The following is a 19,889-nucleotide window of genomic DNA, read 5'->3' as shown; positions in this document are numbered from 1 at the left end:
TCCCAACCCGCTCATTACCCTGATACTCTTTTCACCCATGCGATTGGTTCTGCCACTTCTCCTCGCCGCGTCCCTATGTCCATGGGCCTCCCTCGCGCAGGACGTCCATGTCCGCGTCGCGCAGAGCGTCAAGACCGGCATCGAAGGCACCACCGAGTTTCCCACCATCCAGATGGCCATGGACCATCACCCCTTCGCCGGCCCCGCTCGCGGCAAAGATGGGAAGCCCGGCCGCGTCTATATAGAGATCGAGCCCGGCACCTACCACGAGCGCGTCATCGTCACCCAGAACCACTCCAACATCACCTTCGTCGGCATGGGCAAAAACCCCGAAGACGTCGTCATCAGCAACTCTCTCAACGCCAAACAGGCAGGCGGAACCTTCTTCACCGAGACCGTGCGCGTCGACGCCCCTGGCTTCGAGGCCGACAATCTCACCTTCGAGAACACCGCCGGCAACACCGGTCAGGCCGTCGCCATTGCCGTCCGCTCCGACCGCGCCATCTTCAAACACTGCCGCATCCTCGGCCACCAGGACACCCTCTTCGCCGACTACGGCCGCCAGTACTACCTCGACACCTACATCGAAGGCACCGTCGACTTCATCTTCGGCAACGCTCAGGCCGTCTTCGACCGCAGCGAGCTCCACGAGCTCTCCCCCGGCTTCCTCACCGCGCAGTCGCGAACCAGCGCCGACCAATCCACCGGCTATGTCATCGTCAACAGCCGCGTCACCGCCGACGATGCCGCGCTCGCCGGCAAGCACTTCTTCCTCGGCCGTCCCTGGCGGCCCTACTCGCGCGTCGTCTACATCCACACCGAGCTGCCAGTCACCCTCGCCCCGCAGGGCTGGGACAACTGGGGCAAGGCCTCCAACGAGCAGACCGCCTTCTTCGCCGAATTCGGCAACTCCGGCCCCGGGGCCAACTTCACCGCCCGCGTCCCCTGGTCCCACCAACTCACCTCCCAGCAGGCAAACCAGTTTCTTCCGCAGAATTTTCTTTCCGGCCAGGACCACTGGGACCCCATCGCCGAAGCAAAAAACCTCCCCTGAGATTCAGCGCGAAAGAATTCAGGTTCTCTAAAAGTGCCCACTGGCATAATTAACAGTTTCCGGCTATCGTTGCAGCCGCTACCATTCGCGTTGGCGATATCAACTCGAAGCTGATCCAGGATTGCTGGTCTAGGAAATACAGATAGGAGACTGGGTATGAAAAGGATTTCGTTCCTCTGTCTGGCCCTGTTGCTCATGGTCGCGAGCAGCGCTTTTGGCCAGGACGTTCGGTACAACTTCGACAAGGGTACCGATTTCTCCAAGTTCAAAACCTACAAATGGGTCACGCTCAAGGACGCACAACAGGTAGACGACCTCATCGACAAACAGATCAAGGCTTCGTTTGATTCTGCATTGGCAACCAAGGGCCTGAGTAAGGTCGAGGGAGATAACGCCGATCTCTTCGTCGCCTACCAGGTCGCCGTCTCAACCGAGAAGCAATACACCTCCTTCGACAGCGGCGGTTGGGGCTATGGTCCAGGCTGGGGCCGTGGAGGATGGTATGGCGCGGGTGGAGGAATGTCCACCGGTCAAACCTCAACGATTTACAACGGACAATTGGCTTTGGATATGTATGACGTGACTCAGAAGGATCTCGTCTGGCGAGGGGTTGCGAGCAAAACCCTCGACCCGAAGGCAAAACCTGATAAGCGCCAGAAAAATCTCGATAAGGCAGTTACAAAGCTGCTGAAAAACTATCCTCCCCCTCCCCCCAAATAACCCGCACCGGATTACATTCCCGTCTCGTTCTCCCGGCGAACCCGAACTCTGGAAGATGACAGGGCCACTCTTACAGCGAGGCCCTGTCTTTCCTGCCCCCACTCTCCGGAGAGCGCCCTTCCTGGTCGCATCCGATATCCGCCCGGCGGGCAAAACAATACCTTCCCGCAAAGAAGCTCCCGTAAGATACGGAGACGATGCGCTCCTCTCCAACCACCAGCATGACTCGAGACTGGGGCAGAATCGACGGCGTCGATCTCCTGCGTGGACTGTCGATCCTCTTCGTCCTGATGAACCACGTCAACATGCGTCTGCTCTCCGCGAAGGTTCCCTACACGAAAGGGCTTTCCCCGCAGCTCGTCTCTTCCCTCGTGTGGAACGGCCAGTTTGGCGTGCAGATGTTCTTCGTGATCTCCGGCTTCCTGATCACTTCCACCAGCATCCGGCGCTGGGGATCGCTCCACGCGCTCTCCGTAAAAGACTTCTACGTCCTGCGCTTTGCCCGCATCGCACCGCTGCTGCTTCTTCTGCTCTGCATCTTGAGCGGCCTGCATCTCGCGCATGTGACTGGCTACGTTGTCTCACCAAAGACTGGCGGACTGGGCCGCGCACTTCTCGCTGCACTCACCTTTCACATCAATCTCCTCGAAGCAACGCGCGATTATCTCCCCGCCAGCTGGGACATCCTCTGGTCGCTCTCCGTCGAGGAGATGTTCTATCTCTTCTTTCCTCTCGCCGTTCGTCTTCTGCGAACCAAAAAACTCCTGATCCCCCTGCTGATGCTCTTCGTCATCGTAGGCCCCTTCGCGCGAGCCCGAGCCTTCAATCCCAATCCGGTGTGGCGAGAGTATTCCTACCTGGGAGGGATGGACGCCATCGCCCTCGGCTGCCTGACCGCCCTCCTTCTCTCGAACAAGCGCCTCTCAAGGCCATCCATCAGGCTCAGCGGAATTGCCGGCTTCGCATTGCTGACCTTCAGCCTGTGCTTCTCCATAAAGGCCTACACCTGGGGCCTGGGAAGAAACGGATTGAATATGACCGTGCTGGCCATCGGGACCAGCCTGACCATCGCCGCCGCCACACAATCATCCTGGAGAGCTCCACGTCTGCTGTCTCCCCTCCTCATCCTCGGCCGCAACAGTTACGAGATCTACCTGACTCATGTGTTCGTCGTCATGGCTCTCTTCGAGATGTTCGTGCATCTCGGCAAGCCCCTTCAAGTCGTGCCCTTGCTTTTCATCACAACCATCGGATGCGCAGGTGTCCTTGGATCGCTCGTGGCCGCGTTTTATTCCGAACCCATGAACCGCACGATTCGCCGCAAGGCTGCTGGCGCTGCAAGCGCACCGGAACCAGCCATCCCCGCTCAGGTCTGACTCCAACAAAGGGCCAGACAAGCCCATCCGCTTGGCACCCGTCGCTCGAAACGTCTACACTTCCTCCACACCTCAACAAGGGGAAATACCCAGTGCTAAATCGATTTTCCAGACGTGAATTCGCGAAGCTCTTCGGCTCCGCCGCCCTCGCTCCCTCCGCTCTTCCCGCCCTCGCTGCCGCAGCCCCTGCCGATACTCCTTCCACCGCCCCGGCTCCTCACCTCTTCCCCAAGGGCTTCCTCTGGGGATCGGCCACAGCCTCCTATCAGGTCGAAGGCGCGGTCAAGGAAGACGGCCGCGGCGTCTCCATCTGGGATACCTTCTCCCACACTCCCGGCAAGACCAACAACGGCGACACCGGCGACGTCGCCAATGACCACTACCACCGCTACAAAGAAGATGTGCAGCTCATGAAGGCCCTCGGCCTCAAGACCTACCGCTTCTCCGTCGCCTGGCCGCGCATCTTCCCCAACGGAACCGGAGCTCCCAACCCCAAGGGCATCGACTTCTACAGCCGCCTCGTAGACCAGCTTCTCGCCAACGGCATCCAGCCCTACTGCACCCTCTTCCACTGGGATCTCCCCCAGGCCCTCGAAGACAAGGGCGGCTGGCAGTCCCGCGATACCTCCGAGGCCTTCGCCGCGTATGCCGGTTACGTCGCCCAGCATCTCTCCGACCGCGTCAAGCACTTCATGACCCTCAACGAGATGAAGTCCTTCGTCGACATCGGCTACCGCGATGGCCGCCACGCACCCGGCCTCAAGCTCTCCGTCGCGAAGGTCAATCAGGTGCGCCACCACGCTGTCCTCGCGCACGGCCTCGGCGTTCAGGCCATCCGCGCTCACGCGAAGCCGGGAGTCAAAGTTGGCCTCGCCGAAAACGCCGAAGCCTGTGCTCCTGTCATCGAGACCGCCGAACACATCGCCGCAGCCCGCAAGGCCACGCGCGAAGAGAACGCCGGCTACCTGACCGCCGTCCTCGAAGGCAAGTACACCGACGCCTATCTCGCCCACCACGGAGCCAACGCGCCAAAGTTCACCGCCGCCGACATGAAGGCCATCGGCTCCCCCATCGACTTCGTCGGCCTCAACAACTACACCACCACCTGGGTCCGCGCCGACAGCGCACCTGCCGGCTACGCCGTGGTCCCGGCTCCAGCCTCCTACCCGCACATGATGAGCCCCTGGCTGCGCGTCGGCCCGCAGGGCCTCTACTGGGGTCCCAAGCTCATCGCCGAGATCTGGGGAGTCAAAGAGATCTACATCACCGAAAACGGAGCCTCATCCACCGACGTCCTCACCCCCGACGGCCACGTCTACGACACCGACCGCGTCATGTACCTCCGCAACTACCTCACCCAACTCCACCGCGGAGTCTCCGAGGGCGTTCCCGTCAAGGGCTACTTCTGCTGGAGCTTCATGGACAACTACGAGTGGGCCGACGGCTACGCCTATCGCTTCGGCATCCACTACGTCGACTTCAAAACGCAGAAGCGCACGCCCAAGCTGAGCGCGCACTTCTATAAAGAAGTCATCGCACGAAACGGTCTCGCCTAGTTCCTCCCTCGCTGAAGACGCATCGCACCTACAGCCAGCCGTTGAAAGCGCATCACAACTACATCCATGTGTCATCCTGAGCGAAGCCTCACGCAGCCTCATCGCGAGAGGCGCAGCCGAAGGACCTGCGGTTCGTCTGGATCCGCGTGTCATCCTGATCGAAGCCTCTCGCAAACTCATCGCGAGAGGTGCAGTCGAAGGACCTGCGGTTCGCCTGGATCCGCGTGTCATCCTGAGCGAAGCCTCTCGCAGCCTCATCGCGAGAGGTGCAGTCGAAGGACCTGCGGTTCGTCTGGCCTGTACAAGGATGATCGAGGCTATGAAAAGCACTCGTGAAGATGAGCGCGCTTACTCAAACATTTGGAGTAGAAACATCATTACGGCGTCATCGAGCCGGCTTGGCAACGTTCAGCTATCCCCCTTCGGCAGATCCATTCAGACCGACACCCGTGAGCAAAGCGGACGCGTAAGCCTTGGCCCGGCCTTCCTGCCTTGGAACAGTCGTCAGCCAAAGCCTTGCTCAATAAGGCGCCACGAAAGATCCTTTCCGCTGAAACCACAGGCACTTCCGTCCCGTGCAATACGATTCAACTTCATCGCGCATGCACGCGCTTTATCGGAATCCGAACAAGACTCTCCGAAAGATCATGATCTGCGCTCGGGACGCGGGATTGGGGCCGAAACCGAGCCCTCTTGCAACTGATACACGATCAACGTTTAGATCGATAATCGGCCGGTTTTGCCCGTTTAACATGCAGTGTTTTGCATGCTTTAAAAAATTTTAAGGTGGTGTTTGCCCCTGCTCTATCTCTCGATATCCGCACAGATATTGGGCGGCGCAGCACGCGCAATTTATTGCACATTAGTCAGAAAAATCTTTCAGTCTAGGCAATACAACTTTAGGGGCATCTACTACTTACCAGCAACACTCAACCAGTTCTTGCGCGATCAACTTTTCGTCCTTTAGGAGATTTACTCTGTGAAGAAATTCTTGTCTTCTCTCGTTGTACTCGCGGCCCTTGCAGTTGCTCCGGCGCTGCATGCCACCCCTATCACCGGTCAGTTCTCCGTTACGGGTACGGCTGTCACCGATAACGGAAGCTCGTTGGACTTTACCCCCAACACCATCAATGTAGGCGCAGCCAGCACCATTATGGGCGACTTCACGACCCTTCTCACCGCCGGTGAGGCTGGCATCATCACCTCGCCCATCAACTATGCCAGCTACGTTCCCGGTTCTGCCTCGCTCGTCTTCGGCAGCGGAAGCACCCTCCTAACCTTCACGCTTGACTCTGTCGTAAGTGACCACACCGGCAACTTCGGCAACTTCACCGGAACCGGCACCATCACCGCCGCTGGATTCGATCCCACTCTCGCCAACCTTTTCTTCTCCACTCAGGCGACCGGAGCTGTAACCTTCTCCGCCACGGCGGTCAGCAACCCCTCGGCTGTTCCTGAGCCCTCCACCCTCATGCTGCTCGGCACCGGTCTCATCGGCGCTGCAGGAGCCCTCAAGCGTCGCCTGTCGTAATTGCAAATTTGTCTTGATCTCCTGATTCGGTATGCACGTCCACCGTATAGGTCTCAAGCAATTGATTCCGGTACGATCCACCCATCGAGGGCGACCTCGATGGGTGACTTTCTTTAACCCGCTCCTCGTGTCAAGCCCGGCGTCCTCGCGGAACACAAATAAACCTCATAAAATAAACGACTTGCAGTATCAGGAAAAATGCCGAAACGATGAGTCCGCCTCGGTAAAATAGAAATAAAGAACAGAACGAGAGCACCGCGAGCGGATGGAAGATATATACCCTTTGTTTTGAATATTTTACCGTCATCTCATCCATAAAACATGGAGCTTTATACGCAGGTCCGGAACTAAGTTATTCAGAATCAATATTTTGACGCATTTCTGGGGAAGGGGTCGCCGCCCCACGAACCGCGGAAAACTGCTAAACTTAGAGGCTGTGACTCTTCCGGCGACAACTGAGACTCATCCGCAGGCTGAAGCCGGCTTCCCGCGGCCAAAGATTGGCTTCGTCTCTCTCGGCTGCCCCAAGAATCTGGTCGACTCCGAAGTCATGATGGGCCTGCTCCACTCCGCTGGAGGCGAGCTCACACCCAACGCCGAAGACGCAGAGATCCTCGTCGTCAACACCTGCAGCTTCATCGACTCCGCCAAGCAGGAGTCCGTAAACACCATCCTCGAGATGGTTCAGCACAAGCAGGCCAACGGTGGACGAGCCCAGCGCCTCATCGTCGCCGGCTGCCTGGTCGAACGCTACCGCGACGAGATCCGGAGAAACATCCCCGAGGTCGACGCCGTCGTCGGAACCGGAGAGCTGGAGGCCATCCTGAACGCCGCCGGCCTGACCCCGAAATCCGCTCCACAGGACTCGCCGTTCAACATCCTGCCGCAGTCCAACATTCACCCGCAGGCGCTCGCCGCCCGGGCCCACAGTGCCGTCCACCAGCACTCGCACCCCACCGAGCAAGGGACACAACTCCAGCTCGAACACGCAAAAGAACTCGGTAAAAAAAAAGGTGTCATCCCGAGCGGAGGCGCAGCCGCAGCCGAAGGATCTGCGGTCTCCTTCCGCGCCGAAGGCGACCTGCGGGAAAAACAAGGCCGCTTCTCCCGCGAAGCCTGGGACGGAGCCACCGCCGCACTGCCCGAGTACCTCTACTCCGACGAAACGCCGCGCATCCTCTCGACACCTCGGTCGAGCGCCTACATCAAGATTGCTGAAGGTTGCGATCATCCCTGCAGCTTCTGCATCATCCCGCAGCTTCGCGGAAAGTTCCGCTCTCGCCGCATGTCCTCCATCGTCGCCGAGGCCGAGAACCTCATCGCACAGGGCGTCCGCGAGATTACGCTCATCGGCCAGGACACAACCTGCTACGGCGAAGACCTCGGACTCACCGACGGTCTCGCGCAACTGCTCGAAGCACTCGCCGCGCTGCCCGGCCTCAAGTGGCTCCGCTTCCTCTACACATACCCCAACAAGGTGACGACGCGACTGCTCGAAACGATGGCGCGCCACGACAACATCGCGAAGTACCTCGATGTTCCGCTGCAACACGCGAGCGCCAGTGTTCTCAAACGCATGAAGCGAGGCGGCAACGCACAGATCTTCCTCGACCTCATCGAGAAGGCGCGCCGCACAGTCCCCGGCATCGTCATCCGGACGTCGTTCATTGTGGGGTTCCCGGGCGAGACCGAAGAGGACTACAAGGAACTCGAAGCCTTCATCAAGGCCGCGCGCATCGACTGGCTCGGAGTCTTCACCTACTCCGACGAAGAGGGCGCCAAGGCCTTCGAACTCAACGCCGAACTCAAGGTCCCCGAGCGCACCATCCAGGGCCGCCGCCGCAAGCTGATGAAGCTCCAGCAGAAGATCAGCGCGAAGGCGAAAGCCGAGTGGGTAGGCCGCGAAATTGACCTCCTCATCGAAGGCGAGTCCGAAGAGACCGAGCTTCTCTGGGAGGGCCGCACCATCCAGCACGCCCCCGAGATCGACGGCAAGGTCTTCATCAACGACTTCGGACCCCACGAAGAACTCGTGCGAGGTACCTTCTACCGCGCCGAGATCACCGAGTCCCACGACTACGACGTAGTCGCCCGCATCATCGAGTAGTTAGTCTGCACCCAAACGTACCGCACCTCGCACTTGAGAACGGCAGCTAACTAACGAGTGGAAACAACTTCAAGCAGCAACTGATCCTGATTCCGGATCACAGCACGCTCGTTCGGATTCGTGATCCTGATCAGTCCACCTGATGACTCCATCTGGGATTCCGGATCGTATCCATAGAGCCCCTTGGCGGTCGTCGAAAAGACGCCCATCGCTCGAGGCACCATCACACCATTGAGACTGACCGGCAAACTGTAGACACCGTGGTAATCGGCATAGCCGACCTTTTGCATCATCGTGTTGCTCACATCTCCGACCCAGCCCGACCGGTTGACCTCATGGCCACCAACCTGCCGGGTGTTCCAGCTTGCCTGGCTGGCGTTGCCGTTATCCCCACCGCCGCTCGTCGGGAGAAACGTGTAACCGACGTGCATAAAGTGGGCCGCCGCAATCGCCCTTGTGTCTACCGGGACCGTCTTGTCCCGATAACTCAACTCCGTAAACCGGATGATCAGCATGGAAGGATGCGCTGCAGTCCCATTCCCGGCTTCGGACGTCACCACCTCACCCCGGACCTTCGCACCGCGATTGAGGTAAGCACTCGCAGAGACCGGAACGCGTTGCGTCGTCGTAACAAAAAAAACGGTTCCCGCCTTTACCTTGCCCGCGCTGAGCGTCCTGCCGAGCTGTACCGGCAGGGTAATACCAGACGCCAACGGCTGCAACTCAGTTACTGCTCTGCTCTGCTGCGAAGCCCCTGTTTCCACCAAAGCTGAGAGCGACGCAAGCAAGAACACAACACTGGCACACCTTCTATGAGCGGAAGTCCATGCTGTAAACATAAGACACCTCGCACTCATTAGACGCACACAGGATTAAACTAGATGTTTAGTCCGGTATTTGATGGTGCATTCTTATCCAGAGACTGGAAGGAGAATAGGAGAACCCATCGGACCTGCCCCTCAAAGGCAAGACAGCAATCGTCACCGGAGGAAACGCAGGCATCAGTCTCGCCATTACGAAGCCTCTTGCCCCGAAGGCGTCACCGTCAGAGACCCGGGCCGTCGCCCGCATCCTCGAGTAACCCTACTGCGCGTCGCGCGGAGGGAGTAACCTCTGCGCGTCCTTAGGGTAGCCCCGCAACAGCATATGGGCGGCGATCTTGTATCGCCTGGGCTCATGAAAGGGATGCCGCACAATGGATCGCAGCATGAGGGCGAGAGCGCCGGGAGAGCCGTTTTGACGCAGCAGGATCGCAGCCTCTCCCTCCAGCCGGCTGATGATGCAGCGCCCGCGAGTCGCCCGCTCCAACGCGGAGAGATGGGGCAGAACGTGCTGCTCGACCACCGCCACCGAATGCTTCAGAGTTTGCAGCGCCTTATGGGTGCGGGAGGCCGGATGCACGCGGTACAGAAGCGTCGGCTCCGGGGTGTGGATGAACTTCGCTCCGCGGTGAAACAGCCTCAGCCATAACTCCCAGTCCTGAAGATTGACATAGCGGCTATCGAAGCCTCCCGCCGCAAGCACAGCGGACCGGCGCAGCGCGGTGGCGCTGGGAATGAAAGCGCATCGCTCCATCAGCATCCTGGGAAGCTCCACCTCCGGTGGGAAAGGCATGAGCTCTCCAGGATGAAAGACTCCGGTGACGGGGTCGGGGATCAGCTCTCTTCCCCCGGTATAGCAGACGTCAGCTTCAGGGTTGCGTGCGATGGCGCGGGCGAGGTTCGCCAGATGCTCTTTCTCCCAAAGATCGTCATGATCCACCAGCGCCACCCAGTCGGTCGAGGCGGTGGAGATTCCAGCGTTCCGGCTGGCCGATACACCGGCGTTCTCACGATCGAGAACACGAATCCGGTCGCCGAACTCATTCGCAACGAAAAGCGTCTGATCCGTTGAGCCATCGTTAACCACGATGATCTCAACAGCGGGGTACGACTGTGCAAGCACGCTCTCCAGCGTCTCGCGGAGAAAGTTCTCTCCGTTATAGACAGGAATCACAACGGTAAGAGCCGGCAGGCCTGTCTTCTCCAGGTACGACATGCGAGCCCCCATGGAACATTCCTTGAGCCAGTCGATGCCCTCAGGCTACGTGATTCCGACGGATGCGCCAACCATCAATGGAGGGGTTCACACCAAAAGAACATGCAGATCGGGCCGATGAATCCATCCCGCTGACAACGACATCTACATCAAGTACATCGCTGCAAGGCAGACACAAGAGGAGACACCGTGGACCTACAGCTCAAAGGCAAGACAGCAATCGTAACCGGAGGCTCAGCCGGCATCGGCCTCGCAATCACGAAAGCACTCGCTGCTGAAGGCGTCACGGTAACAGTTCCCGGACGCAGCAAAGAGAAGCTCGACAAAGCTGTCGAAGGCATCCGCAACGTGAAGACTGTCGTGGCCGACGTTGCCTCCGCCGAAGGCGCAGACGCACTCATCCAGCAAGTCCCCGACACCGACATCCTCATCAACAACCTCGGCATCTACGAGCCCAAGCCCTTCACCGAGATCACCGACGCCGACTGGCTCAAGATCTTCGAAGTTAATGTTCTCAACGGAGTTCGCCTCTCGCGCCATTATTTCCCTCGCATGCTGGAACGCAAGCAGGGCCGAGTCATCTTCATCTCCAGCGAGTCGGGCATTATGACGCCTCCCGAGATGATCCACTACGGCGTCACTAAGTCCTCGCAGCTCGCCATCTCGCGGGGCCTCGCCGAGTTGACCAAGGGCACGGCCGTCACCGTCAACACCGTCCTGCCGGGACCAACGCGCTCCGAAGGTATCGTCGAGTTCCTTGAAAGGATCGCCTCCACTCCCAACCCCACACCGCAACAGGCAGAGAAGGAGTTCTTCGAGAAGCACCGTTCAAGCTCGCTGCTGCAGCGCCTGATCGAGAGCGAGGAGATCGCCAGTCTCGTCGCCTACATCGCCAGTCCGCTCTCTGCGGCCACCAACGGAGCTGCACTACGCGCTGAGGGCGGCCTGCTGCGCTCCATCGTATAAACAGCTTCGCGGACGGCAAGCGCCGCAGATGCAAGTCGTCCGCAACCAGATTTACAATCGAAACTGCCATGGCAAAAGCGCTCTTCTGTCCGACCTGCCGCGACGTTGTCCTGATCGACAACGAGAACTTCCCTTTCTGCAGCGATCGCTGCCGCCTGCTCGACCTGGGCAAGTGGGCCTCAGGCGACTATAAAATTTCGAGTCCCATCCAGGATCCTGACCTGCTCGAAGAACTCTCCCGCTCTCAGCGGAATAAGCCTTCCGACGACGACGTGAACTAGTGGCGAACTCGAGCGAACAGATTCATCCTCCGGCAAAGAAAAAAACACTCTGGGCCTGGGCGCTCGGAACCTTCTTTGGCGCAGGCTTTCTACAGCCAGGTCCCGGGACGTATGGTTCCGTCGCAGCTCTGTTGCTCTGGTATGGCGCTGCCCATGTGTTTGCACCATCGCGGTTGGCGCTTGCGATCGGAACGACGATCGCCGCCATTGTCGTAACCCTGATCGGCATCCGCGCCTCTACCATCGTCGCGCGTGAGTCCGGACGGGAAGATCCCGGCCACGTTGTCATCGACGAGGTTGCGGGGCAGCTCGTTGCGCTGATCGCCATCTCGCCCGACTGGCGTCATGCGGTTATCTCTCTGCTGCTCTTTCGCCTCTTCGACATCCTGAAGCCGCCACCAGTTCGTCAGCTCGAAAGGTTGCCCGAAGGAACGGGAATCATGATGGATGACATCGCCGCCGGCCTGCTCGCTCTTCTCTGCGCTCAACTTATCCGATTGTTTGTCTGACGCTCTTTGTGTCCTTGTGCTGGCTCCGCTGTCGTTCTACCCTTAGAGCGGATGAGCCTCCTTCGCCCCACCTCGCCCGATGCACCCCATCTGAACCGACTTTTGCCTTCTGCAGCCATGCCCGGAGGCGAGATCGAGCTGCAGGGCATTCACCTCGATCCAGCGGGTAGCCGCCTTCCGCATGCCAGTATCGGGGATACTTTTGCTCCTGTTCTGCTGAGTCGCCCTGACCGCGCCACCGTGCTTGTGCCGGAAGGCAGCATCTCGGGAGACCTGGTGCTGCATCGCAATGGTGAAGTGTCCAATCCGCTGACGGTGCGGATCGCCGTGCCCATGGCCGAAAACCTTCATCCGGTAGCCAATCCTGTGGTCGATTCCACCGGGCAGGTCTTCACTACGCTCTCCGGCTCTCGAGGCCAGGCGACACCCGTTTCCATCTTCCGCATCCAGCGGGACTTCCAGATGGTTCCCTTCGTGCGCGACCTGATGAACCCCACAGGCCTCGCGTTTGGCCGTGACGGCTACCTCTACGCAAGCTCCCGTGCGGAGGGCACCGTCTACCGCGTCTCACCCGAGGGTGCGATCTCGACGTATGCCGAAGGCATGGGAGTTGCCACCGGGATCGCCTTCGACCGTGATGGCAACCTATACGTGGGCGACCGCTCCGGAACCATCTTCAAGATCAATCCCGCTCGAGAGATCTTCGTCTTCGCCACGCTCGAGCCTTCGGTCGCCGCCTACCACCTGGCTTTCAACGCCGCCGGCACGCTGCTGGTTACAGGCCCCACCACGTCTTCGAACCAGTCGATCCATGCCATCGATCGCGACGGCAACCTCTCCACCTTCTTCCAGGGACTCGGCAGGGCGCAGGGAATGGCCTTCGACGTCGACGACAACCTCTATGTCGCCGCCAGCCTTCGAGGGCAGCGCGGAATCGTCCGCATCACGCCGGCCCGGGAGGCGTCCTTTGCCATCTCAGGCAATAACCTCGTTGGGCTGACCTTCGTGGAAGATGGGTGCGCCGTGCTGGCCACCCGCGATGCCCTGTACCACGTGGCTCTTGACGTAGAAGGCCGCTCCCTCATCGACTGAACTCACGTCCTCGGAGGGAAGGGTACGAGCGGCCATGTTATTGCAACCACGAGAGTAGCGGAATCGGCTGATCGGCCCAGAAAGTAGGAAGATGGTCTGACTTCCCTACCTTTCGCTTTCCTCTGGCCCATCTTCTATCGGCTCGTGTACATTTGTTCCGCATCGCCTTTGAATCTGCGGGTACCAGTTTGCCCTATTGCTTCAAAGATCGAACTAAGTCCCAAGGAGGAGAGGAAAGTGATCACCCGACGCGAATTTCTCGATACACTCGCCGTTACGGCTGCGGGAGCGGCTGTCAGCAGCAACGCAAAAAGTTATGCCCAGATTGTGGGGGCCAACGACCGCGTCAACTTCGCGGTCATCGGACTAAACAGCCGTGCCTACGCTCACCTTTCCTCGCTGAAAGCCAACGAGAAGAACGCACGCATCACCCATATCTGTGATGTCGACACCACCATCCTCGATAAGTTTTGCGGCAAGGCCGAGGCATCGCTCGGCTACAAACCGGCATCCGGGAAGGATTTCCGCAAGGTTCTCGCATCGAAGGACGTCGATGCCATCACCATCGCGACCCCTGACCACTGGCACGCTCCGATGGCCATCGCCGGTCTCGAGGCCGGCAAGCATGTCTACGTCGAAAAGCCCTGCAGCCACAACCCCGGCGAGGGCGAGATGCTCATCGCCGCCCGCGACAAGTACAAGAAGCTGGTGCAGATGGGAACGCAGCAGCGTTCTTCTCCCCACACCATCGAAGTCGTCGCGAAGATCAGCCAGGGCCTGATCGGCCGTCCTTATTACGCCAAAGCCTGGTACAGCAATACACGCAAGTCCATCGGCGTCGGTAAGCCTGCGGCCGTGCCCGCCACGCTCGACTGGGATCTCTGGCAGGGTCCGGCGCCGCGCAAACCCTACAAAGATAACTACCACCCCTACAACTGGCACTGGTTCAAGCACTGGGGAACCGGCGAGACTCTCAACAACGGCACTCACGAGATCGACGTCTGCCGCTGGGCGCTCGGTGTCGACTTCCCCAAGCACGTCGCTGCCTCCGGCGGACGATATCAGTTCAAGGACGACTGGCAGTTTTACGACACGCTGGTGACCAGCTTCGAGTACGACGACAAGATCATCTCCTGGGAGGGCAAATGCTGCCAGGGCATGAAGTTCTATGACCGTGACCGTGGCTCCGCCATCATGGGAACCACCGGAACCGTCGTCGTCGATCGTGGCGGTTACGAAATCTACGACCTGAAGGGCACCAAGACTGGCGAGGTCAAGGCCGAGAAATCTTCGCAGTCTGCCGATCTCGTAGGCGCCGACTCGATGACCGATCTTCACTTCGCCAACTTCATCGCCGGCATCCAGAAGGGGCAGAAGCTCAATGCTCCCGTCGAGGTCGGAAACGTTGCCGTGACCATGCTGCAACTCTCCAACGTCGCCTGGACACTGAATCGCGGCCTGTCTCTCAACACGGCGAACGGTCGTATCCTCAACGACGGCGAAGCGATGAAGCACTGGGACCGCGAGTATGAAAAGGGCTGGGCTCCAAAAGTCTAAGGTGATTTGAGATCCCTCCTGCGGCAGTCTGCGTTCAGCAGGCTGCCGTCTTCTTTTTTGCCTCACTTCCTTTTTGCCTCACTTCGGCGATACAAAGCGGAGTGTGGCATCTCACGATTCAAGTGAATCTGGAGCGATGAATCTCACGGAAAAAATCGCCTCTCTCGACTGGACCTGTCTCGCAAAAGAACTCGGCGACAGAGGCTACGTCACCACCGGGCCGCTGCTCACTCCTGACGACTGCCACCAGCTCGCCGCCGGGTATGAAGACCACTCGCAGTTTCGCAGCCGCATTGTCATGGCCCGTCACGGCTTCGGACGAGGAGAATACCAGTACTACAGCTATCCCCTCCCCTCGCTCGTTCAAACGCTCCGCGATGCTTTCTATCGACCTCTCTCCTCCGTCGCCAATGAATGGAACCGCGCTCTCGGCAATCCGATGGTCTACCCCTCAGAACACCCCGAATTTCAACAGCTCTGCCACCAAGCCGGACAGACACGACCGACCCCTCTGCTGCTCAAATACCAGCAGGACGACTACAACTGCCTTCACCAGGACCTCTACGGCGAACTGGTCTTCCCCATTCAGGTCGCGTTCCTTCTCAGTAAGCCCGGCCAGGACTTCAGCGGCGGAGAATTCGTCCTCACGGAGCAGCGTCCGCGCATGCAATCCTGTGTCGCTGTCGTGCCGTTGCGTCAGGGCGAGGCCGTTCTCTTCGCGGTGAACCATCGCCCCCAGCACGGCAGCCGCGGCATCTATCGAGTTGCCATGCGCCACGGCGTCAGCGTCGTCCGCTCCGGCCACCGCTTTACTCTTGGAGTGATCTTTCACGATGCACAGTAGCGACAAACTCTGGTCCGAGCCCATAGACCCCACCAAGGAGCACCCTGCCGAAGGTGTCGCGCTTCTTCGCGCCTTCTGCCGCGAGCAGGCCGCGACACTTTATGAGGCGATCCGAAACGTGGAAGCTCATTCCCCTTTTCGCCAGATGGTCGTTCCCGGCGGCCACACCATGTCCGTGGCGATGACCAATACCGGAACCTTTGGCTGGACGACGGACAGAACCGGCTATCGCTATACAACCGACGATCCGGAGACCGGTTCCCCCTGGCCGATTATGGCGGCACCTCTGCTCTCCCTGGCCCGGAGCGCCGCCGCCGAGGGTGGGTTTGCCGACTTTCTTCCCAACAGTTGCCTTATCAATCGCTACTCCGTTGGCGCGCGGCTCTCGCTGCATCAGGACAAGAACGAACAGGACTACACCCATCCCATCGTCTCCGTATCGCTCGGTCTTCCCGCCACCTTCCTGCTAGGAACTCTACGTCGTACGGAGACGCCAAGGCGCATCCGCATCGAGCATGGCGACGTCCTGGTGTGGGGCGGCCCAGCTCGCCTCATCTTTCACGGGGTCGCCCCCATCGCGGCCGGGCATCATCCCCTCACGGGAGCCTTTCGTATCAATCTGACCTTTCGCCGCGTCGCCGTATCCGGCTGACCAACCCTTCGCGATCTAAAACTCTCTATCATGGAGAGCGAGGCCTCTTTCAGCCTTGTGTCCGCCGACAGGCTCGCGGACATGAGAGGACACGAAATTCAACCATGATCGCCGAAATTATCGCAGCGGGCTCCGAGATGCTTACACCGCACCGGCAGGACACCAACTCACTCTTCCTCACCGCACAACTCAACGATCTCGGCGTTGAAGTAGCCTTCAAGACCATCGTGGGCGACAACCTCGAGCACCTTACCGGTGCGGCTCGCACCGCGCTCTCCCGTGCCGATATCGTCATCTTCTCCGGCGGCCTCGGCCCTACCGAAGACGATCTCACGCGCGAAGCGGTTGCCTCTACCCTCGGCATCTCGCTCCGTCGCGATCCTACGATTCTGGCCTCTCTCTACAAGCGCTTCGCCGCACGCCAGATGGTAATGCCGCCCAACAATGCCAAGCAGGCGGATGTCCTTGAAGGCGCTGTGATCCTGACAAATTCCAATGGCAGCGCGCCGGGCCAGATGATCGATACGATTGTCGGGGACTACCGCAAGCTCGTCATCCTTTTGCCGGGCCCCCCTCGCGAGATCAAACCTCTGTTCGAAGAGGTTGTAAAGCCCCTGCTCGAGGCCACCCTTCCATCGCGGAGTCTTGCCCGCCGCATTCTCCGCATGGCGCTCATTCCCGAGTCCCACGTCGATGCGCGCACCTCGCCGATTTACAACGAGTACGCCGACGTCCAGACCACGATTCTCGCCGGGCATGGAGAGATTCAGCTGCACTTCACCTCGGCCAAGGCGACCTTGCTCGAGGCACAGGCCCGCGTCGACGAGCTTGCCGGACGCATCGAAGCCGAGATGGAGGATGCCATCTTCTCTTCGCAGGGCGAGAGCCTCGAAGAGGTCGTGCTGCTGATGCTCGAGATGCGCCATCTCACCCTGTCCGTAGCCGAAAGCTGTACCGGTGGCCTGCTTGCACAGCGTCTGACCGCGGTTCCCAACAGCTCGCGAGCCTTTGTTGGAGGCGCAGTTGTCTACACCCCTGAGCTCAAGATGGTCTTTGCCGACGTACCGCGCGAGATGGTCGAGATGCATGGGGCCGTCAGTCCCGAGGTCGCTCGGGCTCTCGCCGAGGGAATACGAGCACGCACAGGGAGCTCGCTGGGAATCTCCATCACCGGCCTTGCCGGCCCCGGCGGAGGCCCTCCTGGCCCCGATGCCGAAAAACCCGTCGGGCGCGTCTATATCGGCCTGGCAAACGGCCGCGATACGCATATCAAAGAATTGAATCTAACGGGAGACCGTGACTATATCCGTTGGTGGTCCTCCCAGCACGCTCTCGAATTTCTGCGGCTTAATCTTCATCGATGACCAGCTTTTTACAACGCGTAAGCCCTGTAACTACGCGTACATCGCGACAACTTGATAAACTCACACCGTACCACCATGACTCCCTGGCTTATCTCCATTCCGCTCGCTTACCTGCTCGGTTCCATTCCCTTCGGCTATCTTCTGGTCCGTATCTTCCGCCACGAAGATATACGGACAACAGGCAGCGGCAACATCGGCGCTACCAACGTTGCACGCTCCGGGGCAAAGGGACTCGGTGTTCTCACGCTCCTGCTTGATGCACTCAAGGGTTTCTTCGCCGTTCTCCTCGCGCAGCATATCGCCGAAGGGCATGGCTTTCCTCAGGCCTACGACATCGCCGTCGCCGCCGGTCTCGCGGCGGTACTTGGCCACTGCTTTCCCGTCTGGCTTCGCTTCCGCGGAGGAAAGGGCGTGGCCACCGCGCTCGGAGTCTTCTTCGCTCTTGTGCCCCTCACCACTGTCTTTTATCTCCTGGGAGTCTTCCTCATCATCGTCTTCCTCACCCGCTACGTATCGCTGGCATCCGTCATCGCGGCAGCCCTGTTTCCCGTCTTCGCCCTTCCGCATGCACCGGCTCACACCCCCATTCTTGTCGCCGGCTATATCCTCATCCCTCTCATCGTGATCCTTAAGCACTCCCAGAACATTCGCCGCCTTCTCTCGGGGAAAGAGCATCGTTTCGGTTCGCGAAAGGTGGCTGCTTGAGTCGGATTACCGTTCTTGGGGCCGGGGCCTGGGGTACTGCATTAGCCATCTCGCTTGCCCGCCGCGGAGGCCATCGTCTCTGTCTCTGGGCCCACTCGCCCAAACTCGCCGAGCAGCTCCGTGATGGCGGTGAGAATCTCACCTACCTTCCCGGATATATTCTCCCGGTCGACGTCCATGTCACCAACGATCTTCCTGATGCCGTCTTCGAAGCCGACATCATCGTCTGCGTCGTGCCCTCCCAGCATATGCGTGGCATCGTCTCGCATATCGCACCGCTGCTGACTCCCAGCCAGGTCGTCCTCTCCGCTTCCAAAGGCATCGAGGAAAGCTCCTTCCTGCGCATGTCGCAGGTCATCGGGTCCGTCACGTCGAATCCGTGCGCCGTCCTCTCCGGCCCCACCTTCGCTCAGGAGGTCGCCGCCGGCAGCCCCACAGCGATCGTGGCAACCGCGAACAATCTTCGTCTTGCCCAGGCCATCCAGCGCGACTTCGCCTCACCCTCGATGCGCGTCTACACCAACGACGACGTCACCGGCGTCGAGCTCGGCGGTGCGCTCAAGAACGTCATTGCACTAGCTGCAGGGGTCGTCAAGGGGCTCAATCTCGGTCATAACTCCGCCGCCGCTCTCATCACCCGTGGAATTGCAGAGATCACCCGGCTCGCTGTCGCCTGCGGCGGGCGACCCCAGACCGTCGCCGGACTCGCCGGTGTCGGCGACCTGATTCTTACCTGCACCGGCGAGCTCTCCCGCAATCGCTCCGTCGGCATCGAGCTCGGCCGTGGACGAGCTCTCGATGACATTCTCTCCGGCATGGGCGGCAAGGTCGCCGAAGGTGTTCGCTCCACCACCGCAGCCCTCGGTCTCGCCGCCCGCTACGAGGTCGAGATGCCCATTACCGAGCAGGTAGACGCAATCCTGCACCAGAACAAAAAACCCAGCGATGCCATCCGCGATCTGATGTCCCGTCCCGGGCGCAACGAGCTGCAATAACCCAACTTACTCTTCCGCCGCTCTCCGCATCTAACCTTGCATGGCCGATCCGATGGATCCACTCCGCAAGTCCCCGTCGACCTCTACCGAAGAGGAGAAGATTGAACCTACCCGCAACGATCCGACCCCGGAGGAACGAAAAGGCGATTCTCGCTTTCTTCCCGTCGTGATTATTGCGGCCATCGTTCTTATCGTCATTTTGATCGCAGCGGTGGTATTGATCCGGGGTAAGGGTCACAAGATGATCCCGCAGGACCAGGACCGCCCCACGTCGAGCCTCTCGATGCAACTTCCAGCAGCAGGCTAGACGCCGCGATGTACCTCCGGTACTATCGGGCCTCCAGTGGTTTCACTGCGCCGCTATGCCTGAACCTGATCACGGCCACCACCATTCCGAGGGGCACATTCCGCCCCCTGCCCCGCCCCGGCAACGGCGTGTGCTCGGTTTCAGGCCGCTTCACGTCGTCCTCGGGGCTCTCATCCTCGTCCTGATTCTGGTCCTCTATCTGCTTCTGACTGCGCGAGCCGGATACTAATCTCCGG

At 59.8% G+C, this 19,889-nt stretch carries 20 protein-coding genes; 18 read left to right on the top strand and 2 right to left on the bottom strand.

Annotated features, from left to right (window positions below; all coding sequences use genetic code 11):
* Positions 1 to 37 precede the first annotated feature (37 nt).
* The 6 genes from BDD14_RS20705 to rimO all read left to right on the top strand — a co-directional run bounded on the left by BDD14_RS20705 (position 38) and on the right by rimO (position 8,344).
* Positions 38 to 1,054 carry a pectinesterase family protein gene (locus tag BDD14_RS20705; protein WP_130420821.1) on the top strand — a complete coding sequence of 339 codons (1,017 nt, stop codon included), beginning with the start codon at positions 38 to 40 and terminating at the stop codon, positions 1,052 to 1,054.
* A gap of 156 nt (positions 1,055 to 1,210) precedes the next feature.
* A complete protein-coding gene (locus BDD14_RS20700) occupies positions 1,211 to 1,774 on the top strand; it encodes a DUF4136 domain-containing protein (protein WP_130420819.1) in 564 nt (187 codons plus the stop codon).
* A gap of 197 nt (positions 1,775 to 1,971) precedes the next feature.
* Positions 1,972 to 3,150 carry an acyltransferase family protein gene (locus BDD14_RS20695; RefSeq protein WP_130420816.1) on the top strand — a complete coding sequence of 393 codons (1,179 nt, stop codon included), beginning with the start codon at positions 1,972 to 1,974 and terminating at the stop codon, positions 3,148 to 3,150.
* Between the two features lie 92 nt (positions 3,151 to 3,242).
* Entirely contained in the window at positions 3,243 to 4,706 is a 1,464-nt protein-coding gene (locus BDD14_RS20690; protein ID WP_130420814.1) for a GH1 family beta-glucosidase, read from the top strand.
* Positions 4,707 to 5,685: 979 nt separating this feature from the next.
* Positions 5,686 to 6,237, top strand: coding sequence for a PEP-CTERM sorting domain-containing protein (locus BDD14_RS20685; protein ID WP_130420812.1), 552 nt, complete (start codon positions 5,686 to 5,688; stop codon positions 6,235 to 6,237).
* A 550-nt stretch (positions 6,238 to 6,787) separates the two neighbouring features.
* Positions 6,788 to 8,344, top strand: coding sequence for a 30S ribosomal protein S12 methylthiotransferase RimO (gene rimO / locus BDD14_RS20680; protein ID WP_423201807.1), 1,557 nt, complete (start codon positions 6,788 to 6,790; stop codon positions 8,342 to 8,344).
* 50 nt (positions 8,345 to 8,394) lie between these two features.
* Here the strand turns inward: rimO and BDD14_RS20675 are convergent, their stop codons facing one another.
* Both BDD14_RS20675 and BDD14_RS20665 read right to left on the bottom strand, forming a co-directional pair.
* On the bottom strand, positions 8,395 to 9,138 hold the full coding sequence (locus tag BDD14_RS20675; RefSeq protein WP_130420808.1) for a hypothetical protein: 744 nt from the start codon (positions 9,136 to 9,138) through the stop codon (positions 8,395 to 8,397).
* 289 nt (positions 9,139 to 9,427) lie between these two features.
* Positions 9,428 to 10,393, bottom strand: coding sequence for a glycosyltransferase family 2 protein (locus BDD14_RS20665; RefSeq protein WP_130420806.1), 966 nt, complete (start codon positions 10,391 to 10,393; stop codon positions 9,428 to 9,430).
* Between the two features lie 177 nt (positions 10,394 to 10,570).
* Here BDD14_RS20665 and BDD14_RS20660 point away from each other — a divergent pair, with 177 nt between their 5' ends.
* From BDD14_RS20660 to BDD14_RS31975, 12 genes are all read left to right on the top strand, one after another.
* A complete protein-coding gene (locus tag BDD14_RS20660; protein WP_130420804.1) occupies positions 10,571 to 11,347 on the top strand; it encodes an SDR family NAD(P)-dependent oxidoreductase in 777 nt (258 codons plus the stop codon).
* Positions 11,348 to 11,415: 68 nt separating this feature from the next.
* Complete coding sequence (locus BDD14_RS20655) at positions 11,416 to 11,628, top strand: DNA gyrase inhibitor YacG (RefSeq protein WP_130420802.1); 213 nt, start codon at positions 11,416 to 11,418, stop codon at positions 11,626 to 11,628.
* Complete coding sequence (locus tag BDD14_RS20650) at positions 11,628 to 12,137, top strand: phosphatidylglycerophosphatase A family protein (protein ID WP_130420800.1); 510 nt, start codon at positions 11,628 to 11,630, stop codon at positions 12,135 to 12,137. The genes BDD14_RS20655 and BDD14_RS20650 overlap by 1 nt, the downstream gene beginning before the upstream one ends.
* A gap of 51 nt (positions 12,138 to 12,188) precedes the next feature.
* Complete coding sequence (locus tag BDD14_RS20645) at positions 12,189 to 13,229, top strand: NHL repeat-containing protein (protein ID WP_130420798.1); 1,041 nt, start codon at positions 12,189 to 12,191, stop codon at positions 13,227 to 13,229.
* 237 nt (positions 13,230 to 13,466) lie between these two features.
* Positions 13,467 to 14,786, top strand: coding sequence for a Gfo/Idh/MocA family protein (locus tag BDD14_RS20640; RefSeq protein WP_130420796.1), 1,320 nt, complete (start codon positions 13,467 to 13,469; stop codon positions 14,784 to 14,786).
* Between the two features lie 136 nt (positions 14,787 to 14,922).
* Complete coding sequence (locus BDD14_RS20635; protein ID WP_130420794.1) at positions 14,923 to 15,630, top strand: 2OG-Fe(II) oxygenase; 708 nt, start codon at positions 14,923 to 14,925, stop codon at positions 15,628 to 15,630.
* Complete coding sequence (gene alkB / locus BDD14_RS20630; RefSeq protein ID WP_130420792.1) at positions 15,620 to 16,282, top strand: DNA oxidative demethylase AlkB; 663 nt, start codon at positions 15,620 to 15,622, stop codon at positions 16,280 to 16,282. Before BDD14_RS20635 ends, alkB begins: the two co-directional genes overlap by 11 nt.
* A gap of 104 nt (positions 16,283 to 16,386) precedes the next feature.
* A complete protein-coding gene (locus BDD14_RS20625) occupies positions 16,387 to 17,646 on the top strand; it encodes a competence/damage-inducible protein A (RefSeq protein WP_130420790.1) in 1,260 nt (419 codons plus the stop codon).
* Between the two features lie 75 nt (positions 17,647 to 17,721).
* The gene (gene plsY / locus BDD14_RS20620) at positions 17,722 to 18,351 is read left to right on the top strand and encodes a glycerol-3-phosphate 1-O-acyltransferase PlsY (protein WP_130420788.1); all 630 of its coding nucleotides are present in this window, start codon (positions 17,722 to 17,724) and stop codon (positions 18,349 to 18,351) included.
* Complete coding sequence (locus BDD14_RS20615) at positions 18,348 to 19,346, top strand: NAD(P)H-dependent glycerol-3-phosphate dehydrogenase (RefSeq protein WP_130420786.1); 999 nt, start codon at positions 18,348 to 18,350, stop codon at positions 19,344 to 19,346. The genes plsY and BDD14_RS20615 overlap by 4 nt, the downstream gene beginning before the upstream one ends.
* A gap of 40 nt (positions 19,347 to 19,386) precedes the next feature.
* Positions 19,387 to 19,653 (top strand): hypothetical protein, encoded by a 267-nt coding sequence (locus BDD14_RS20610; RefSeq protein ID WP_165420180.1) that lies wholly within the window; start codon positions 19,387 to 19,389, stop codon positions 19,651 to 19,653.
* Positions 19,654 to 19,708: 55 nt separating this feature from the next.
* Positions 19,709 to 19,882, top strand: a complete 174-nt coding sequence (locus BDD14_RS31975) for a hypothetical protein (protein WP_165420179.1) — start codon at positions 19,709 to 19,711, stop codon at positions 19,880 to 19,882.
* Positions 19,883 to 19,889: the final 7 nt, after the last annotated feature.

This window comes from Edaphobacter modestus, assembly GCF_004217555.1.
Lineage (GTDB): Bacteria > Acidobacteriota > Terriglobia > Terriglobales > Acidobacteriaceae > Edaphobacter > Edaphobacter modestus.
The sequence above is the reverse complement of the archived record's forward strand: the minus strand, read 5'-3'. Positions and strand labels throughout refer to the sequence as shown.